Origin of the sequence: Demequina sp. NBRC 110053, assembly GCF_002090095.1 — a bacterium.
GTDB lineage: Bacteria > Actinomycetota > Actinomycetes > Actinomycetales > Demequinaceae > Demequina.
Genome location: NZ_BBRJ01000002.1, coordinates 342,422 through 361,892, shown reverse-complemented (window position 1 = coordinate 361,892; position 19,471 = coordinate 342,422). Strand labels below are relative to the sequence as shown.

At 69.5% G+C, this 19,471-nt stretch carries 15 protein-coding genes; 12 read left to right on the top strand and 3 right to left on the bottom strand.

The features are described 5' to 3' along the window. Positions 1-11: 11 nt before the first annotated feature. The gene (locus B7K22_RS01750) at positions 12-476 is read right to left on the bottom strand and encodes a DUF3515 family protein (protein ID WP_084038068.1); all 465 of its coding nucleotides are present in this window, start codon (positions 474-476) and stop codon (positions 12-14) included. A gap of 62 nt (positions 477-538) precedes the next feature. On the opposite strand from B7K22_RS01750, the gene thiL reads away from it, so the two are divergent. Beyond that, on the top strand, positions 539-1,486 hold the full coding sequence (gene thiL / locus B7K22_RS01745; protein WP_084038067.1) for a thiamine-phosphate kinase: 948 nt from the start codon (positions 539-541) through the stop codon (positions 1,484-1,486). Positions 1,487-1,596: 110 nt separating this feature from the next. Here thiL and rpmB read toward each other — a convergent pair whose 3' ends face one another. After that, the gene (gene rpmB, locus B7K22_RS01740) at positions 1,597-1,788 is read right to left on the bottom strand and encodes a 50S ribosomal protein L28 (protein ID WP_061962473.1); all 192 of its coding nucleotides are present in this window, start codon (positions 1,786-1,788) and stop codon (positions 1,597-1,599) included. Positions 1,789-2,034: 246 nt separating this feature from the next. Between rpmB and B7K22_RS01735 the strand changes: the two genes are divergently transcribed. The 9 genes from B7K22_RS01735 to mutM all read left to right on the top strand — a co-directional run bounded on the left by B7K22_RS01735 (position 2,035) and on the right by mutM (position 10,391). After that, on the top strand, positions 2,035-3,549 hold the full coding sequence (locus tag B7K22_RS01735; protein WP_084038066.1) for a DAK2 domain-containing protein: 1,515 nt from the start codon (positions 2,035-2,037) through the stop codon (positions 3,547-3,549). Next, positions 3,546-5,822, top strand: a complete 2,277-nt coding sequence (locus B7K22_RS01730; RefSeq protein WP_084038065.1) for an ATP-dependent DNA helicase RecG — start codon at positions 3,546-3,548, stop codon at positions 5,820-5,822. Before B7K22_RS01735 ends, B7K22_RS01730 begins: the two co-directional genes overlap by 4 nt. A gap of 28 nt (positions 5,823-5,850) precedes the next feature. Next, a complete protein-coding gene (locus B7K22_RS01725; protein WP_084038064.1) occupies positions 5,851-6,585 on the top strand; it encodes an SDR family NAD(P)-dependent oxidoreductase in 735 nt (244 codons plus the stop codon). Positions 6,586-6,644: 59 nt separating this feature from the next. Next, positions 6,645-7,193 carry a 16S rRNA (guanine(966)-N(2))-methyltransferase RsmD gene (gene rsmD / locus B7K22_RS01720; protein WP_084038063.1) on the top strand — a complete coding sequence of 183 codons (549 nt, stop codon included), beginning with the start codon at positions 6,645-6,647 and terminating at the stop codon, positions 7,191-7,193. 119 nt (positions 7,194-7,312) lie between these two features. Further along, complete coding sequence (coaD, locus tag B7K22_RS01715; protein WP_084038062.1) at positions 7,313-7,801, top strand: pantetheine-phosphate adenylyltransferase; 489 nt, start codon at positions 7,313-7,315, stop codon at positions 7,799-7,801. 211 nt (positions 7,802-8,012) lie between these two features. Further along, entirely contained in the window at positions 8,013-8,486 is a 474-nt protein-coding gene (locus B7K22_RS01710; RefSeq protein WP_234983263.1) for a DUF177 domain-containing protein, read from the top strand. A gap of 2 nt (positions 8,487-8,488) precedes the next feature. Beyond that, the gene (rpmF, locus tag B7K22_RS01705) at positions 8,489-8,683 is read left to right on the top strand and encodes a 50S ribosomal protein L32 (protein WP_084038060.1); all 195 of its coding nucleotides are present in this window, start codon (positions 8,489-8,491) and stop codon (positions 8,681-8,683) included. Between the two features lie 29 nt (positions 8,684-8,712). Then, positions 8,713-9,423 carry a ribonuclease III gene (gene rnc, locus B7K22_RS01700; protein ID WP_200807346.1) on the top strand — a complete coding sequence of 237 codons (711 nt, stop codon included), beginning with the start codon at positions 8,713-8,715 and terminating at the stop codon, positions 9,421-9,423. 11 nt (positions 9,424-9,434) lie between these two features. After that, positions 9,435-10,391, top strand: a complete 957-nt coding sequence (gene mutM / locus B7K22_RS01695; protein WP_084038058.1) for a bifunctional DNA-formamidopyrimidine glycosylase/DNA-(apurinic or apyrimidinic site) lyase — start codon at positions 9,435-9,437, stop codon at positions 10,389-10,391. On the opposite strand, the gene B7K22_RS01690 is transcribed toward mutM, so the two are convergent. Further along, on the bottom strand, positions 10,369-10,734 hold the full coding sequence (locus B7K22_RS01690) for a glyoxalase/bleomycin resistance/extradiol dioxygenase family protein (protein ID WP_084038057.1): 366 nt from the start codon (positions 10,732-10,734) through the stop codon (positions 10,369-10,371). The two genes, mutM and B7K22_RS01690, sit on opposite strands and share 23 nt — an antisense overlap. Before the next feature lie 69 nt (positions 10,735-10,803). Here B7K22_RS01690 and B7K22_RS01685 point away from each other — a divergent pair, with 69 nt between their 5' ends. Both B7K22_RS01685 and B7K22_RS01680 read left to right on the top strand, forming a co-directional pair. Further along, positions 10,804-11,421, top strand: coding sequence for a response regulator (locus B7K22_RS01685; protein ID WP_234983262.1), 618 nt, complete (start codon positions 10,804-10,806; stop codon positions 11,419-11,421). A 501-nt stretch (positions 11,422-11,922) separates the two neighbouring features. Then, positions 11,923-19,446 (top strand): ThuA domain-containing protein, encoded by a 7,524-nt coding sequence (locus B7K22_RS01680; protein WP_084038056.1) that lies wholly within the window; start codon positions 11,923-11,925, stop codon positions 19,444-19,446. Positions 19,447-19,471 lie beyond the last annotated feature (25 nt).

Here is a 19,471-nt window from a genome sequence, read left to right as displayed (position 1 = left end):
CGCTCGGCGGCTCAGCTGCACTCGAGGCCGTTGGGCGGAGCGAGCGCCGCGGCCGGCGACAGCTCGGCGAGCACATCACCCACCGCCTCGTCGGCGCGCACCTGCGGCACGGTGAGCTCGAGCGCGGGGGAGCGGCCGAAGGTCACCGCCACCCATGCGCCATCCACCTCCGTCATCAACCAGTCGACATCGGCTGCCGCGGTCGACACCGCGATGCACTGCTCCGTGGTCGGTCCAGGCGGCTCGACTCCGCACCGCGCGACGATCTCGTGTTCGTCGCCCCACGCCTGGGTCGCCTGCGAGGTGGTGGCGCGCATCTCCAGGCCGCCCACCGTCTCGGGGATGGAGAGCATGACGCGAGCGCAGTCGGGATCGGCCGCGTAGGGCGCTGGATCGACCACGTAGGCATGGGCGCACCCGGCGAGCGGCGCCACCACCAGGGCAGCGACAAGAGCCGTCGAGGCGCGGTGTGACATGACTTCCAGCGTAGCCGCGGCGGCGTGCCGGCCCGTACGCCGCGTGACCGTAGGCTCGTGGCATGACGACCATCGGCGACATGGATGAGGACTCGCTCATCGCCCTGTTCGCGCCGCGCCTGCCGCGCACGGACGCGGAGATCCTCGGCCCAGGCGACGATGCTGCGGTGGTCGCAGTCGACGGCGACCTGGTGGTGAGCTGCGATGTGCTCGTCGAGAACCGGCACTTTCGCTCCGCGTGGTCCACGGGCGCCGACGTGGGGTGGCGGGCGGCGATGCAGAACCTCGCGGACATCGACGCGATGGGCGCCGTCGCGACCTCGCTGGAGGTCACGCTGTGTGCTCCGTCGACCACGCCGGTCCAGTGGGTGCTCGACCTCGCCGATGGCCTGCGGGAGGCGTGCGAGCCCCACGGCGTCGGAGTGGTGGGCGGTGACCTGTCGGGTGCGGACGAGATCGTGGTCGCCGTGACGGTGCTGGGAGAGACGCACGGCACGGAGCCCGTCACGCGGGCCGATGCGGTGGCCGGCGACGTGATCGCCGTATCAGGAGCGCTCGGGGCGGCGAAGGCCGGGTTCGAGCAGCTCGCGCGCGGCGAGCGGGTCGATGAGGAGGCCGTGTCGCTGTTCCTGCGTCCCGCCCCTCGCATCGGTGCCGGACTCGAGGGCGCGCTTCACGGCGCGACGGCGATGATGGACCTCTCCGATGGTCTGACGCGTGACGCCAGCCGGATGGCGCGGGCGTCGGAGGTGACGCTCGAGGTGCGGTCCGATGAGGTGCCCGTGCACCCTGCCGCTCTCCGCACCGCGCGCGCGCTCGGTCTCGACGCGAGCGAGGCGCTGGCGTGGGCCCTCAGCGGGGGCGAGGATCACCACATGCTGGCGACTTTCCCGCGCGCGTCCGCCGTCCCTGGCACGTGGCACGTCGTGGGCGTGGTGCGTGAAGGCGACGGCGAGCTGCTCATCGATGGCGCTCGGCCGCGCGGCACCGGATGGGACCACTTCGCCTGACACGTCCATGGCCGCGCCAGGGCGCGGTGCCCAGACGGAGCGGCGTGGCGGGACAAAGCAGAAGGCCGATGACCCGCCAGGGTCATCGGCCTTGCGCTGAAGGCGCCGGATCAGACGGCGCGCTGCACCTTGCCGGCCTTGAGGCAGGAGGTGCAGACGTTCACACGCTTGGGGGTACCCGCCACGACGGCGCGGACGCGCTGGATGTTGGGGTTCCAGCGACGCTTGGTACGTCGGTGCGAGTGCGAGATCGAGTGACCGAAGGACGGTCCCTTGCCGCAGACGTCGCAGTTGGCAGCCACGATAGTTCTCCTAAGATTCACCTGCGCCTGGCCCGGAATGGGCGGCGCCACGTTCGACAGCCTGATGTCAGGCAACCGCACTAGGGTAGCCGACGACAGGGCCGATGAGCAAACGCCTGCGGGTGCCCCATCGCTCGCGGCAGCCATCGACCCGGGCCCGTTCCATCGACCGGGCTCCATGACACCATAGGTTCCAGGCGCGACAGGTCCTCGCAGGGCTCTGGTCGCCGAGAGCGAGAGGCTGAGATGGCGGAGAGCGCAGACCTGCGCAGCTGGCTGGATGCTGGCGCGCGCGCAGTCAAGCATGCGCGCGATCGGCTCGACGCCATCAACGTGTTCCCCGTGCCGGACGCCGACACTGGCACCAACCTCTACCTCACGTTGCAGGAGGGCAATCGCGCCGTCGCCAAGCTGGCGACCGATGCGACCCACCGGGAGGTCGTCGCGGCATTCGCCAGGGGCGCGCTGATGGGTGCCAGGGGCAACTCAGGCGTGATCGTCAGCCAGTACCTGACGGGGTTCCTGTCCGCGATCGATGAGCGTGGGGGACTCAGCGCGGTCGATGGCGCAGCGATCGCACAGTCGCTCGACGCCGCATCGGATGCCGCCTACCGAGCCGTGGGGTCGCCCGTCGAAGGCACCATCCTCACCGTGGCGCGTGCGGCGGCCAAGGGAGCGGCAGATGCCGTGGATGCCGGGGCCGGCCGCGAGGCCACGGCGATCGCGGCGGTGGTCGCGGGCCGAGCGGCGCTCGCCCTCACCCACGACCAGCTGCCGAGCGCCAGGGCGGCCGGCGTGGTGGACGCCGGCGCCGCAGGACTGGTCCTGCAGCTGGAGATGCTCGCCGAGACCTTGGCAGGGGCGAGCGCTCTCGAGTCTCTCGACGAGGTCGAGTGGGAGGTGGACGCCAGGGGACGAGTGCTGGCGACCGACTCCTGCGACGGCCATGTGCACGGCGACGACGGGGGCGCCTACGAGGTGATGTTCGTGGCGTCGTCTCGCGACGACATCCGCGATGCGCTCACCAGCGAGCTCGAGACCATCGGGGATTCGGTGGCCGTGACGGGCGCGCACGACCTGTGGCAGGCCCACGTCCACACCGACGAGCCGCACCTCGCGGTCGAGCGCGGCATCGCCTCGCGAGCGCACCAGATCGTGGTGCGCAACGTTCGGCTCGGTCACGACGCGGATCGCGCCGCGACAGGCATCGTCGCCCTGACGTCCTGCCCCGGCATCGCCGAGCCGCTCGCGGACGCGGGCGCCGTGGTGCTCGTGGTCCCTGACCCGACCGCCCTCAAGCGTCGGTCGCTGCGTCGCGCCGTGAAGGACGCGTCCTCCTCCGCGGCGGTCGTGGTCGCGGGCCACCCCGCGCTGCGCGCCGCTGCCGAGGAGCTCGCTCGCAAGCGCCGCAAGCCTGCGCTGACGGTGCTCGACGCGCAGCACGAGGCCCAGGTGATCGCAGCGGTGGCCGCCGCCGCGCTCACGACACCAGGACAGGACATCGCTGAGCAGATGGCCCACGCCGCAGGGGCGACGTCCGTCGGCCAGTCGACAGGGGACGCTCTCGACGAGGACGTCGATCGCATGATCGACCGCGACACCGAGGTCGTGACGCTCATCCTCGCCTCCGGCATCCCCGAGGCGGTGGCCGACGCCGTGCGGTTGTCGGTCCACGGCACGGCCCCCGGCGCGGATGTCAACGTCTACCACGGCCTGCAGGACGCGCCTGGTGTCCTCATCGGGGTGGAACGGCGACGGTGACCGCCACGCAGTCACGGCTGTCGGAGCCGCTCGCGAAGGTGCTCGGCGCTCGCACGGCCGGCGGGCTGGCGAAGCTGGGCCTCGAGACCGTCGAGGACCTGCTGCGCCACTATCCGCGCCGCTACGGCAGCCCGGGCGAGCTGACGCCGATCGGCGCGCTGGCCAGCGGAGAGCACGTCACCGTCATGGCTCGGGTGCGGACCGCTCAGGTGCGTTCCATGCGCTCGCGCGGCGGCGCGATGCTCAAGGCCGTCGTGACCGATGGCGCCGACACCCTGCAGCTGACCTTCTTCGCCAAACGGCCCGGGGTGCTGCGCATGCACGAGTCCAAGCTCAAGCCGGGAAGCACGGGTCTGTTCACGGGCACGGTCGGCGACTATCGCGGCCGACGCCAGCTCACGCATCCCGACTACCTGATCGTGGGGCTGGATGCCGCCGACGAGGACGAGGCCGTGTTCGAGGCGTCCCGGCCCATCCCGATCTATCCGGCCGCCGCGGCGGTGCCCACGTGGCGCATCGGGCGGTCCGTGCGTACCGTGCTCGATCCGCTCACCGAGAGCGATGTCCTCGACCCGATTCCCGCGGCCGTGCGGAACGAGCGTGGCCTGCCCACCCTGCTCCAGGCGATGCGGCACGTCCACGTCCCTGCCGAGGAGGCGGACTGGCAGCGCGGACGCGACCGGCTGCGCTTCGAGGAGGCGCTGGTGCTCCAGACGGCGCTCGCACGCCGCAGGGCGGCGCGGGAGGCGCTCGCGGCGGTGCCGCGTGCATCGCGAGCCGACGGCCTGCGCGCCGATCTCGACGCGCGGCTGCCGTTCCCGCTGACCGGCTCGCAGCGTGACGTTGGTGAGACCATCGCGGCAGACCTCGCGAGGTCGACCCCCATGCTCCGCCTGCTCCAAGGCGACGTCGGGGCGGGCAAGACCGTGGTGGCGCTGCGCGCGATGCTCCAGGTGGTCGATGCCGGCGGCCAGGCGGCGCTGCTGGCGCCCACGGAGGTGCTCGCCGCGCAGCACCTGCGCACGCTCGAGCAGCTCATGGGCCCCCTTGCGCACGGCGGGATGCTGGGGGGAGCGGACCGTGCGACGCGCCTGACGCTGCTGACGGGCTCCCAAGGCTCCAAGGCGCGGCGCGCGGCGCTTGCGGAGGCCGCCTCCGGGGTGGCGGGCATCGTAGTCGGCACGCACGCCCTCCTCAGCGAGGGCGTGCAGTTCGCGGATCTCGGGCTCGTGGTGGTCGACGAGCAGCACCGCTTCGGGGTCGAGCAGCGGGACGCATTGCGTGCTCGCAGCGACCACCCGCCCCACATGCTCGTCATGACGGCCACGCCCATTCCGAGGACCGTCGCGATGACGGTCTTCGGCGACCTCGAGACCTCACTGCTGACCGAGAAGCCAGCGCATCGGGCCGACGTGGCGACCCACGTGGTCCCGGCGGACAACGACGCGTGGCTCGCGCGCGCCTGGGCGCGTGTGCGGGAGGAGGTCGACGCGGGTCGCCGCGTGTACGTGGTGTGTCCGCGCATCGACGCCGACGACGATGCCGTCCACGATGCCCAGGACGCGGCCGACACCGTGGCGGACCCCGAGGGCGCGGCGGGCGAACACGACGGCGCGCTTCTCGACGTGGCTGCCGAGAGTCGCGGCGCGGCGCGGGCGCCACTGGCGTCGGTCGCCCAGACGGCAGCGCTGCTCGCGGAGCGTCCCGAGCTCGCCGGCGTGCGCATCGGAATGATGCATGGCCGCCTGAGCGCGGAGGACAAGGACGCCGCGATGGCCGCCTTCGCGGGAGGCGATGCGCCCGTGCTCGTGTCGACCACGGTCATCGAGGTGGGCGTCGACGTGGCCGACGCCACCATGATGGTGATCCTGGACGCCGAGAGGTTCGGGATCTCGCAGCTGCATCAGCTGCGAGGGCGAGTGGGACGCGGTTCGCTACCCAGCGTGTGCCTGCTCGTGTCCCGCGCTCCAGAAGGTACGGCGGCCCGCGACCGCCTCGCCGCGCTCGCGTCGACGACGGACGGCTTCGTTCTCGCGGAGAAGGATCTCGAGCTGCGGCGCGAGGGCGACGTGCTCGGCTCCGCGCAGTCGGGCGGGCGCAACTCGCTGCGGCTTCTGCGCGTCGTGCGCGACGCCGCGGTCATCGACGATGCCCGCGCCATCGCGCGAGCCATCGTCGCCGAGGATCCGAGCCTCGACCGCAACCCTGCCCTCGCATCGGCCATCGACACGTGGCTCGGCGAGGACCGCGAGAGCTTCCTCGAGCGAGGATGACGGCCGCCCACGCACCCAAGGAGACGCCATGACCACACGCACAGCCGTCGTGACCGGAGCCAGCAGCGGGATCGGGGCGGCGACCGCCCGCGCGCTCGCGGCCGACGGGTGGAGGGTCGTGCTCGGTGCCCGCCGGATCGACCGCCTCGAGGCGCTCGCGGGCGAGCTCGGAGGACTTGCGCTGCATCTGGACGTCACGGACCCGCAGTCCGTCGCGGCATTCGCATCCCGAGTCGAGCGCTGCGACCTGCTGGTCAACAACGCCGGGGGCGCGCTCGGCACCGCCTCGGTGGCCGACGCCGACGACGCCGAGTGGCTGCGCATGTTCGAGATGAACGTCATGGGAACGCTCCGGGTGACGCGGGCGCTGCTGCCGGCGATCGTGGCCTCCGGCGACGGCATCGTCGTGACGATCGGCTCGATCGCGGCGCGTGAGCCCTATCGCGGTGGCGCGGGCTACAACGCGGCCAAGCACGCGGTGGCCGCGATGACGCGTGTGCTGAGGATCGAGCTCGGCGGGCAGCCCGTCCGGGTCTCGCAGATCGACCCAGGGATGGTCGAGACGGAGTTCTCCGTCGTGCGCTTCGGTGGCGACGAGCAGCGCGCGGCAGCGCTGTACGAGCGCATGGACCCCTTGACTGCGGAGGACATCGCGGAGACGGTCCGCTGGATCGCTTCGCTGCCCTCGCACGTCAACATCGACAGCATGCTCGTCATGCCTCGAGACCAGACCTCCGCGCAGGTGGTGCACCGCCACGAGTGACCGCAACGGGGCCACGTGCTCGAGCGCGCGAGCGATGAGGTCGTGCGTAGAGTGGCGCCGTGACCCGCATCATCGCCGGCACCCTGGGTGGGCGCCGCATCGCCGTGCCCCCACGCGGCACCAGGCCCACGACCGACCGCGTGCGCGAGGCGCTGTTCTCGCGGCTGGATCACGATGACGCGCTGCGCGGGGCGCGCGTCATCGATCTCTTCGCGGGCTCGGGAGCACTGGGCCTCGAGGCGCTCAGCCGCGGCGCGGCCCACGCGACCTTCGTGGAGGCGGCGAGCCCGGCCGCACGAGTGCTGCAACGCAATGCGCGCGACCTGGGCCTCGGTGCGCAGGCGGCGCTCGTGCGCGAGAAGGCGCTCAGCTACCTGCGCCGGACCTCGGACTCGTGGGACGTCGCGCTGCTCGACCCGCCGTACGACATCGCCCGCGACGACCTCGCGGCGGTGCTCGCCGCCCTCGCGCCGCGTCTCGCGCATGGTGCGCCGGTGGTGCTCGAATGGTCGTCGCGTGCGGGGGACGCGCCATGGCCGGCCGAGATCGAGCCGGTCCGGGAGAAGGACTACGGCGAGACCCGACTGCACTGGGCGGGGCGACGCTGAGCCGGTGCTGACTCGGGCATCCCCGCCTGAGCGCCGCAGCCGCGCCTGGCCGTCGGTCTCGCGCGCCCCGCGTCTCTCAATGGTGGATGAGCCACGGTCGGCTCCGGTAGCGTCGAGCCATGACCATCGCCGTCCTGCCCGGCACCTTCGATCCCGTGACGCTCGGTCACGTCGACATCGCGCGCCGCGCGCGGGCGCTGTTCGACTCCGTGGTGATCGGCGTCGCGCACAACTCGACCAAGACGCCGCTGCTGAGCGTCGACCAGCGCGTCGAGCTGGCCGCCGCGGCGACGAGCGGGATCGCCGGGGTGAGCGTCGAGGTGGTCGACGGACTGCTGGTGGACTTCTGCTCGGAGCGCGGCGCGGGCGCGATCGTGAAGGGTCTGCGTGGCGGCGCAGACTACGACTACGAGCGGCCGATGGCGCTCATGAACCGCTCGCTCACCGGCATCGAGACGGTGTTCGTCACGGGCGACAATGCCCTGAGCCACGTGGCCTCGTCGCTCGTGCGCGACGTCGCACGCCACGGCGGAGACATCTCCGCCTACGTGCCGGAGGGCGTCGCCGATGCGGTCGCGAGGGCCCTCGCGCGAGACACTGGTGCGTAGCGGCGGCCTGGTGGCGGCCCCGGGCTGAGCGCCAGGTTGAGAGCAGGGCCCCTCATCGCGTAGAGTAGTGCGCCGGTCCTGCCGATCGAGCACGGGCTGAGGTCCAGGAGGACCGGAAGGATGGGAGTCGCGAATGTCGCAGCGTCCCGCTCCCTCACCGTTTCGCATTCCCGCGAGGGAGTTGGCGCGCCGCCCAGGCACGCAGAAGACGGTGAGCGAGGTCTTTCCGGCCCCCGCGGTTCTCGGCACCGACGTGATCGGCGTGCCGGAGGGCGCGGAACTGAGCCTCGATGTGAGTCTCGAGTCCGTGTCCGAGGGCATCTGGGTCTCCGGAACCGTCACGGCTGAGGCCGTCGGCGAGTGCGGGCGATGCCTGGACGAGGTGCGACAGCAGGTCGTGGCTCCGGTCCAGGGACTGTTCGCGTTCGACGATCCTCAGGTGAGTGACGAGGACGAGGAGCCGGAGGACGTCTTCGAGTTCGATGGCGAGGCCATCGATCTCGAGGAGGTGGTGCGGGACGCGGTGGTGACTCAGCTGCCGTTCACCCCGCTGTGCCGGCCGGACTGCCCGGGCCTGTGCGACCAGTGCGGCGCACGGCTCGCGGACGATCCCGACCACGCCCACGACGTGATCGACCCGAGGTGGTCGGCACTCCAGAGCTTGACAGAACAGAAAGAGAGTTAGCCGTGGCAGTTCCCAAGCGCAAGATGTCGCGTTCGAACACGCGTGCCCGCCGCTCCCAGTGGAAGACCACCGCTGCGAACCTCACCACGTGCCCGGCGTGCAGGGCTGAGAAGCTCGCGCACGTCGCATGCCCGTCGTGCGGCGCCTACAACGGTCGCCAGTACGCCGAGGCCGTGCGCACCGAGCACGAGGGCTGAGACCCGCGCCACGCGCGCGAGGTGAGCAGATGAGCATTCCAGGGCAGGCCGCGGCCGACGCCCTGGCGCACCGGCTCGGGGTCGTCGTCGACCCCGAGCTCCTGGTGCTTGCCCTGACGCATCGCTCGTTCGCCTACGAGGCGGGCGGGCTTCCGACGAACGAGCGCCTCGAGTTCCTGGGGGACTCGGTGCTCGGCATCGTCGTCACCGATCGCCTCTACCGCGATCACCCCGACCTGCCCGAGGGCGAGCTCGCGAAGATGCGGGCCGCGTCCGTGTCACAGCGTGCGCTCGCCGTCGTCGCGCGCGAGCTCGAGCTCGGTCCGTGCGTCCTGCTGGGCAAGGGGGAGACCGCCACGGGCGGAGCGGACAAGGACTCGATCCTGTGCGATGCCCTCGAGGCGGTCTTCGGCGCCGTCTACCTGACGCATGGCATCGAGGTCGCGCGCGAGGTCATCCTGAGGCTCATGACGCCCACCCTGGCGACTGCCGCGAGCTCGGGCGTCGCGCTCGACTGGAAGACCTCTCTTCAGGAGGCGTGCGCCGAACGGGGCCTGGGCGCACCGACCTACGCCGCCGATGGCACGGGACCGGATCACGCGCGCACGTTCACCGCGACCGTGACCATCGACGGTCGGGTGCTCGGGACCGGCACGGGCACCGCCAAGAAGCACGCCGAGCAGGAGGCGGCGCAAGCCGCCTACGCCGTCATCACGGCCGTCACGGCCGCCGCCGACTGACGCGGTCGCGCGTGCCTGAGCTGCCCGAGGTCGAGACGGTCCGCGCCGGCCTCGACTCCTTGATCACCGGCTCGCGCATCGTCGCCGCGCACGTGCGTCGCGACTCGTGCGTGAGGCTGCTGCCCGGCGGCGCCGCACAGTTCGCGGCCATGACGGCCGATGCGCGCATCGGCGCCGTAGCCAGGCGCGGCAAGTTCTTATGGCTGCCCTTGGTACACGGCGACGAGGCGGAGCCCGCCGAGGCGCTGTCAGCGCACCTGGGGATGTCGGGACAGTTCCGCGTCCACGAGGGCGCGCCTCCCGAGCCGCATCCGCACTGTCGCGCGAGGCTCTCGCTCGACCGCGACGGGACTGATCTGACGTTGGACTTCCTCGATCAGCGCACCTTCGGCTACCTCCACGTCGAGCCGCTGGTGGAGACTGCCGATGCGCTGGCTGGGGGAGCGGGCTCGGAACTCGCAGCTCTGCCGAGCTCCGTCGCGCACATCGGTCGCGACGCGCTGGACCCTCGCCTCGACGCCGCCGCTGCGTCGCGCGCCTGGAGGCGCGGCGCGCGCGGGATCAAGCAGGTGCTGCTCGATCAGACCCTCGTCAGCGGCATCGGCAACATCTACGCGGACGAGGCTCTGTGGATCGCGCGGGTGCATCCCGAGAGGCCGGCCCACGCGGTCAGCGCCTCCCAGGCGCGCGTCCTGCTCGACGCGAGCTGCGCCGTCATGGCCCGCGCGCTCGTGCAGGGCGGCACCAGCTTCGACGCGCTCTACGTCAACGTCAACGGCGAGTCCGGGTACTTCTCGCGTTCCCTCGAGGCGTACGGGCGCGGCGGCGAGCCGTGCCGGAGGTGCGGGCGCCCTCTGCGGCGCGAGAGCATCGGCGGTCGCGCCACGCATTGGTGCGCGACGTGCCAACGCCGCTACGCTCCTCGCACCTCAGCCAGTCGCCTGACTAGGGCTCCTGTCCGAGGTTGATCTCGAGACCGTCCGGATCGCGCACCTGCGCGACGCGCTCGCCCCACGGCATGGCGGCGGGACCCCGCACGCTCTCAGCACCTGCGGAGAGCGCGCGGCGGTAGCTCTCGTCGACATCATCGACGTACAGCCACAGCGAGGCTCCCGCGTGGCCGCGCGCGGGGCCCTCTTCGAAGCCGACGCCCAGCTCCGAATACCCGATGGCGAGCGTCACGTACAGGACGTCGCCCCCGTCGTCTGGGAAGGCGTACGTCTGCCGGGCGTCGAAGGCTGCGCGGTAGAACGCCACCAGACGCGTCAGGTCGTGTGTGGTGACGATGGGGAAGGCACGGCGAACGCCCATGCGACCAGGCTAGGCGCGATCTCCGCGCGCCGCGCGGAACGGAAGGGCGCGGGCGATACGATGCCAGCTATGCCTGACGTGCGCGTGCTGGTGCTCGACGACCACGAGGTGGTGCGGCGTGGGATCTGCGATGTGCTCGACCGGGCGGACGGGATCGAGGTCGTCGCCGAGGCCGCGAACGTCGCCCAGGCGATCAGGCGCGTCGACGCGGTCCGCCCCGATGTGCTCCTCACGGACCTCCGCCTCCCGGACGGGACCGGACTCGACGTGGTCGAGCACGTTCGCACGAACCATCCGCTGGTCCACATCGTCGTGCTCACGAGCTACGACGACGACAGCGCCAGGGAGGCGGCCCGCGCGGCGGGCGCGGATGCCTTCGTGGCGAAGACGGCGAGCTCGGCGCAGATCGCGCAGACCGTACGAGACGCCGCGAGCGGGCGCGAGCACGGCCAGCACATCGACGTGCACGAGGACGACGTCATCGCCGCGCTGACTCCCACGGAGCGCAAGATCGTCCACGCCGTGGGCGAGGGGCGATCCAACAAGGAGATCGCGGACTCGCTCGGCATCGCGGAGAAGACCGTGAAGAACCATGTGACGAGCATCCTTGCAAAGATGGGCCTGCAGCGGCGCACCCAAGTCGTGGCCTGGGCGACCCAGCGCTCGGCCCGATCCTTCCGCGGTTGACATGCGCGGTCCCAGGCTGATCAGCGCCGTCGCGCACTTATGACGGACTTTGGCAAAAGTCGCGCGCCATACGACGGTTCTCCGTCTCGCCTCGCCGTTCTTGGGCTCCGAGGGGGCGGAGCGGAAGGCGCGAATGACGGGCCGAGCCCGTGCGTGCCCGGCCCGCTCTACGCGGCAACAACGCTGGATTCAAGGGGAGAAAGGGCCGGGGCACGCCAATTTTCGTGCACCCGAGCGACCTTGCACGCCAGCCGCGATCACGATGGGCCGGGGATCGCGAGACTTGTGACCAACCTGTGACACCTTTGTGTTGACTTCCGCCCAAAGGTTTCCTAGGTTGGGCTCAGGATTCGATTGTGCTGTCTGCAGTCGGACCTGCCAGCAGTAAGAACGTCGCATCGAAGCGCAGTCCAGGAGGACACCTTGTACAACGCCGTACATCCCACCCGCAAGCGGCTCTTGTCAGCCGTCGGAAGCGCAGCATTGATCGGACTGTTGGCCATGGCCACAGCCGCGCCTGCGCAAGCAGCAACCTCTGCCCCCGCATCAGCCCCGGCGAGCACTCTCCCCGCCGCGACGCAGGCTGCGCCCATCGCCGCGGCAGTCGGCGACGAGGCCCCCGGCTTCGACGCGCTGCTGTTCACGAAGACCGAGGGCTATCGCCACCCGAACATTCCGACGGGCATCGCCGCCATCCAGGATCTCGGCGAGCAGCACGGCTTCGAGGTGACCGCGACCGAGGACGCCACCGTGTTCACGGAGGAGAACCTCGCCAACTACGACGTCGTCATCTTCTTCTCGACCACGGGCAACGTTCTCGATGCGACCCAGGAGGCCGCCTTCGAGCAGTACATCCAGAACGGCGGAGGCTACGCGGGAATCCACGCCGCCTCCGACACGGAGTACGACTGGGAGTGGTACGGCGGGCTGGTGGGCGCCTACTTCGATGGGCACCCGCCGGGCACGCCGAACGCTGACGTCCTGGTCGAGGACTTCGCGCACCCGTCGACGGAGCATCTCCCTGCGGTGTGGAACCGCACGGACGAGTGGTACTCATTCGGTGAGAACCCGCGTGAGGACGTCCACGTGCTGGCCAGCCTCGATGAGGACACGTACTCCGTCGGCAACCTGGACATGGGCGATCACCCGATCGCCTGGTGCCACAACTACGACGGCGGCCGTTCCTGGTACACGGGTGGCGGACACACCGGCGCGTCGTTCAGCGAGCCGGAGTTCCTGAGCCACGTGCTCGAGGGAATCCGCACCGCGGCCGGCGTGGTCCCCTCCGACTGCAACGCCACGGACAGCGACGCGTACGAGCTCGTCCCCCTCGACGAGGACACGCGCAACCCCATGTCCCTCAACGTCGCGCAGGACGGTACGGTCTTCTACCTCGAGCGCAACGGCGAGCTGCTGCGCATCGACCCCGAGACCAACCAGACCTCGACCGCGCTGAACCTCAACGTCACCAACGGCAACGAGGACGGCCTGCTCGGCATGGTTCTCGACCCCGAGTTCGAGACGAACAACCACGCCTTCATCTACTGGTCGCCCGCCAACGTGGGCACCGACGGTCCGCACAACCGGATCTCGCGCTTCACGTACGACCCGGTCTCCGGGACCTTCGACCCGTCGAGCGAGACCCTGATCATGATGGTCGAGACCCAGCGCGACGAGTGCTGCCACGCTGGTGGAGACATGGTCTTCGACCTCGACGGCAACCTGGTGCTCGCCACGGGCGACAACACCAACCCGTTCGACTCGAGCGGCTACTCGCCGATCGACGAGCGTGCCGGGCGTTCCGCCTGGGACGCGCAGCGGACGTCCGCGAACACCAACGACCTGCGCGGCAAGGTGCTGCGCATCACGCCCCTCGACGAGGGCGGCTACGAGATCCCGGAGGGCAACCTCTTCGACGAGGCCGATGACACCGCGGACGAGACCCGTCCCGAGATCTACGCCATGGGCTTCCGCAACCCGTTCCGCATCGGGCTCGATCCCTACTCCGGTGCGATCGTCGTGGGCGACTACGGGCCGGACGCCGGCTCGGCCAACCCCAACCGTGGCCCCGCCGGCACCACCGAGTGGAACATCGTCGACGAGCCTGGCAACTATGGCTGGCCGTACTGCCACGGCGTGAAGTGCTACAACGACTGGAACTTCGCCAACAACACGTCGGGCCCGCAGTTCGACCCGGCAGGACCCACGAACGACAGCCCCAACAACACCGGCATGTCCGTGCTGCCTCCGGTGATCTACCCCGAGTACTACGGCGAGCGCGGAGCGCAGGACAACCCGTTCCCCATCGTGGGAAGCAACGGCTACACCGGAGCTCCCATGGGCGGCGACGTGTACAAGTACGACCCTGACCTGGTGTCGGACACCAAGTTCCCCGCCTACTGGGACGGCAAGGCCTTCCTGGGTGACTGGAACAACGGCGAGGCGTTCGTCATCACCATGACGGACGAGCGCGACGACATCACCACGATCACGCCGCTGCTGCCTGGCCTGATCGCCGACAACCCTGACTGGGACCAGGTCATGGACGCCCAGTGGGGGCCCGACGGCTCGCTCTACATCATCGACTGGGGTGTGGGCTACGGCACCAACAACCCCGGCTCGGGCATCTACCGCGTGGACTATGTGGAGGGCAACCCGTCTCCGATCGCGCGGGCGTCCGCCGACGTCACCAACGGTGCCGGCGACGAGCTCACGGTGAACTTCTCCTCCGAGGGGACGCGTCACCCCGCACTGCTCGACTACACGCTCGAGTGGAACTTCGGCGACGGCGCGACCAGCACCGAGGCCGACCCCACGCACACCTATACCGAGCAGGGCGACTACACCGCTCAGCTCACGGTGACGGACGAGAACGGCCTGACGGCCACCGCCAACGTGCGGATCGTCGTGGGCAACGCCGCACCGACGGTGACGATCGACTTCCCCGAGCAGGGTGGCTTCTTCACCTGGGGCGACGAGGTCGAGTACCAGGTGACGGTGACGGACCCTGACGGCGAGGTCGTCTGCGAGAACGTGGACGTGCTCCCCGCCCTGGGCCACGCCGCGCACCAGCACCCCTCTGACGCTCTGACCGGGTGCACGGGAGTCATCCCGACCATCCGCGACGAGGGCCACGGCATCACCGAGGACATCTTCTGGGTCGTGGACGTCTCGTACACCGATGACGGTGGCGAGGTGGGCGTTCCGCTCCAGGCCTCGAACACCAACATCCTCAACCCCAAGCGCCTCGAGGCGGAGTTCTTCGACGCGACCGGCGTCGTGACCGAGGAGTTCCCCGGGAACACCGGTGCTGGCGTGGACGTGGAGGACAACGGCGACCTCGACCAGGGCCAGAACGTCTCGAACATCGAGCCGGGCGACTGGTGGTCGTACGAGCCCATCAACTTCAAGGGAGTCGACGGCATGCGCGCACGCCTCGCATCCCTTGACAGCGACGGCACGATCTCGATTCGCTGGAACGCTCCTGACGGAGACGAGATCGGCGAGATCGACTTCACGGCCACGGGCGACTGGCAGGACTACGAGTACTTCGACGCCACTCTCGGGGAGCTTCCCTCGGAGTCCGGAGAGCTGTACTTCGTGCTCATGTCGGGCGGCGTGAACGTCAACTACTTCGAGTGGATCGGCGATGGCGTGGACGGCAACTCCGTTCCCGACCTCGACCTCCAGGTGGACACCGTGACCGGCACCGCGCCGCTCACCGTGAACGCCACGGCTACGGCCTCCGACCCGGAGGGCGAGGACGTCACGCTCGAGTGGAACCAGGGCACCGGTGAGGGCTTCGTGGCCGGCACCGAGGCCGAGTCGTTCACCTACGACACCCCCGGCCAGTACGTGCTCCGGGTGCGTGCCTACGACGAGTCGGGCATCTTCAACGAGGAGTATGTCCAGATCACGGTCGAGGGCGCCGCGCAGCTGTGCTTCGACGGCCGCTCGGACGACTTCACGGGTGACGCGCTCGACACCGACCGCTGGAACAGGTCGGTTCGCATCGACCAGTCCCTGAGCGTCGCGGATGGCCACCTGATCATCCCCGCCACTCAGACCGACATCTACCAGAACAGCGGTGATGACACGCCCAACATCGTCCTGCAGGACCTTCCTGCCGGCGCGTGGGAGGCGACGACCAAGGTCTCGATCGAGGCTCGGAACGAGTACCAGCAGGCTGGTCTGGTCGTCTACGGTGACGACGACAACTACGCCAAGATGGTGATCCAGGCTCGCGACGCATCTGCCGCGAACCGCGTGTTCCAGTTCGCTCGCGAGACGAACGGCACCACCCCGGAGACCAACACTCCGGCGCTGGGCGCTGGCTACCCCGACACCGTCTGGGTTCGCCTGACGAGCGACGGGACGACGCTCACCGCGTCGTACTCCGACGACGGCAACGAGTTCACCACGATCGGGACCACGTACCCGATGGGTGACATCGTCGACCCGAAGATCGGTCTGCTGGCACTCGCCGGGGCCGACAACGACGACGCCATCGTCAACGCGGAGTTCGACTGGTTCTACATCACGCCGGACGACACCGCCTCGGACACCGGTCCGAACGATGAGTTCGACGGTGACTCGCTCAACGCGTGCCGCTGGACCGTGGAGAACGAGGACGCCTCGGCGTACCGCGTGACCGACGGCATGCTCGAGATCGACCCGGCCGCGGGCGACATCTACCAGGACGGCACCGGTGTCACGAACTTCGTGATGCAGCAGATGTCGGGTGACTGGACGGTGGAGACCAAGGTCGACACGTCGGAGCTGACGCACCAGTACCAGCAGGGCGGGCTCATCGCCCGTGCCGACGACGACAACTACGTCAAGCTGGATCTGGTGGCGACCAACGCCGTGGGCGGCAACAAGGCCACCGGCATCGAGATCCTCAGCGAGGTCGACGGCAATGTGACGGCGGGCGCACAGCAGCTCTCCGCTCCTGCCAACGGCATCGTGTGGCTGCGGATGACCAAGACCGGCGATGTCTTCACCGGTTCGATGAGTGCCGACGGCGAGACCTGGACCGACTTCCCGGACCAGATGACCAACGCCGGCGCTGCGGCCGCCAACAAGGTGGGTCCGTTCGCTCTCGGAACGAACAACCAGACTGTCACTCCGACCGTCTACTTCGACTACTTCCGAAAGCTCGGCACCGAGGTGGAGCCCATCGAGCTCGACGTCACGGTCTCGCCTGAGACCGCTGACGGCGACAACGACTGGTACGTGTCCCCGGTGACGGTGACGGCCACCACGACCGGCGGCGGCGAGTCCACCGTCTACCGTGAGTACCGCATCGATGGCGGCGACTGGAGCGAGTACACCGCTCCCGTCGAGGTCGCGACGGACGGAGAGCACACGGTCGACGTGCGCGCCTCCGGCTCCGGGGCCGAGCCCGTCGAGGAGTCCGTGTCGTTCAAGATCGACACCACCGTCCCGACGGTGGACATCGAGATCGACTTCGCCGAGCAGCCCCGCACCCTGGTGCTGACGGCCGAGGACGACGGCAGCGGCGTGGACGCCATCGAGTACCGCATCAACGGCGGCAACTGGATGGACTACACGGACGAGGTCGACCTGACCGATGACGCTCAGACCATCAGGGCGCGGGCCTTCGACGAGGCGGGCAACCTGTCCGCGACGGCGAACTCCTACGTTCCTGCCTACGGCTCTGGCGCCTTCGTCGACGTGAACCACACGAACACGGAGTTCTACACGGAGATCCTGTGGCTCGCATCGCGCGGCATCACGCGTGGATGGGAGATCGCGCCCGACGTGTTCGAGTTCCGTCCCGAGAACGAGATCACCCGTGATGCGATGGCGGCGTTCCTCTACCGCTACGCAGGTGAGCCTGAGGTGGACACCTCCGGTGGCTCTCCGTTCGTGGACGTCACGCCCTCGAACACGGAGTTCTACGAGGAGATCCTGTGGCTGGCCGAGCAGGGCATCACGCTCGGCTGGGACACGCCGAGGGGTCAGGAGTTCCGTCCCGAGAGCGAGATCACTCGCGACGCGATGGCGGCGTTCCTCTACCGCTACGCAGGTGAGCCCGAGTGGGACGCCCCCGAGGAGTCTCCGTTCCTGGACATCACGGAGGACAGCACGGAGTTCTACACGGAGATCACGTGGCTGGCTGACACCGGCATCACGCGCGGCTGGGAAGTGGACGGCGGATTCGAGTTCCGTCCGTTCAACGAGACCACCCGTGACGCGATGGCAGCGTTCCTGTACCGCTTCCACCTGCAGTTCGGACCGACGGAAGAGGTGGAGCCGCTCGAGCTGAGCGTCACCGTCTCGCCCGCCGAGCCCGATGGTGGTGCGGACTGGTACACCTCGTCGGTGACGGTGGACGCCACCGCGACCGGCGGCGGCGAGGCCGGCGCCCAGCTCGCGATCAGCCTTGACGGCGGCGACTGGGTGGCGTTCACCGAGGCAGTCGAGGTGTCCGAGGATGGCGAGCACACCGCCGAGGTGCGCGCGACCAACCCCGACACCGCCACGGTGACCGAGTCCGTGTCGTTCAAGATCGATGGCACGGCTCCCACGGCGTCGATCGACACCGAGCTCTCGTCCGAGCCCCGCACCTTCACGGTGACGGGTGACGACGAGGCGAGCGGGGTCGAGCTGCTGGAGTACCAGATCGACGGCGGCGAGTGGACCGAGTTCACGGCTGACGTGGAGCTGTCCAACGCAGCGCAGACGATCACGGCGCGTGCGACCGACGCAGCGGGCAACCAGTCCGACGTCGCGAGCACCGACATTCCCGAGTACGTGCCTTCCGAGTGTGACGAGGTGGTCTCGCCCAACGACGAGTTCGAGGGCGACGCCCTGGACGACTGCCGGTGGACCATCATCAACGAGGACGACACGGCCTACCGCGTGACCGGAGGGAACCTGGAGATCGACACCTCCTCGGCTGACATCTACGAGGGAGGCTCCGGAGTCACGAACTTCGTGGTGCAGGACCTCGAGGGTGACTGGACCGTGGAGACGGCGGTGGACGTCTCGACGATCGACCGCCAGTACCAGCAGGCCGGACTGATCGCGTTGGCCGACGATGACAACTACGTCAAGATCGACTACCTCGCGGTCAACCAGGGCGGACAGGCACTGGACACGAACATCGAGATGCGCAGCGAGATCGGCGGCGAGGTCCAGACTCCGCAGCCGAACCTCGACGCCACCCTCGAGGACGGAATGATCTGGTTCCGACTGTCGAAGACCGGCGACGTCTTCTCCGGCGCGTACAGCGTCGACGGCGAGACGTGGGTTCCGTTCGCGGAGGAGTTCACCAACGCGGTCGCGGCCGCGGGTCAGGTGGGCGTCTACGCACTGGGCCACCCGAACCAGGGTTCGGAGTCCCGGACGGTCGCCTTCGACTACTTCACGGTGGTCGGCGACGAGCCGGTCTGCCTGCCGGACGACCAGTTCGACGGTGACTCCCTCGAGGAGTGCCGCTGGACTGTCGTGAACGAGGACGCCAACGCCTATCGCGTGGCGGACGGGTTCTTGGAGATCGACACCGCTCCGACCGACATCTACGGAACCAACAACTCCACGGTGACCAACTTCGTGGTGCAGGAGCTTGAGGGCGACTGGACTGTCGAGACGATGGTCGACACGTCGGAGCTGGTGCACCAGTACCAGCAGGCGGGCCTCATCGCCCGTGCCGACGACGACAACTACGTCAAGCTCGACCTGGTGGTCACCAACGCCGTGGGCGGCGCCCGCGACGTCAACATGGAGTTCCGCAGCGAGATCGGCGGAACGGTCCAGAACCCGCAGCCGAACATCGACGTGGCTGCTGCCACGGGCGACGTGTGGCTGCGTCTCACGAAGACGGGTAACGTCTTCAGCGGGTCGTTCAGCGTGGATGGGGAGACGTGGACGCCGTTCACGCCGACCCACACCAACGCTGCTGCGGCAGCTGGGCCCGTGGGACTGTACACGCTGGGCACCAGCAACCAGACGGTGACGCCCACGGTGCGGTTCGACTACTTCTCCATCGCGCAGTAAGGAAATCATTGAAGAAGCACCAGAC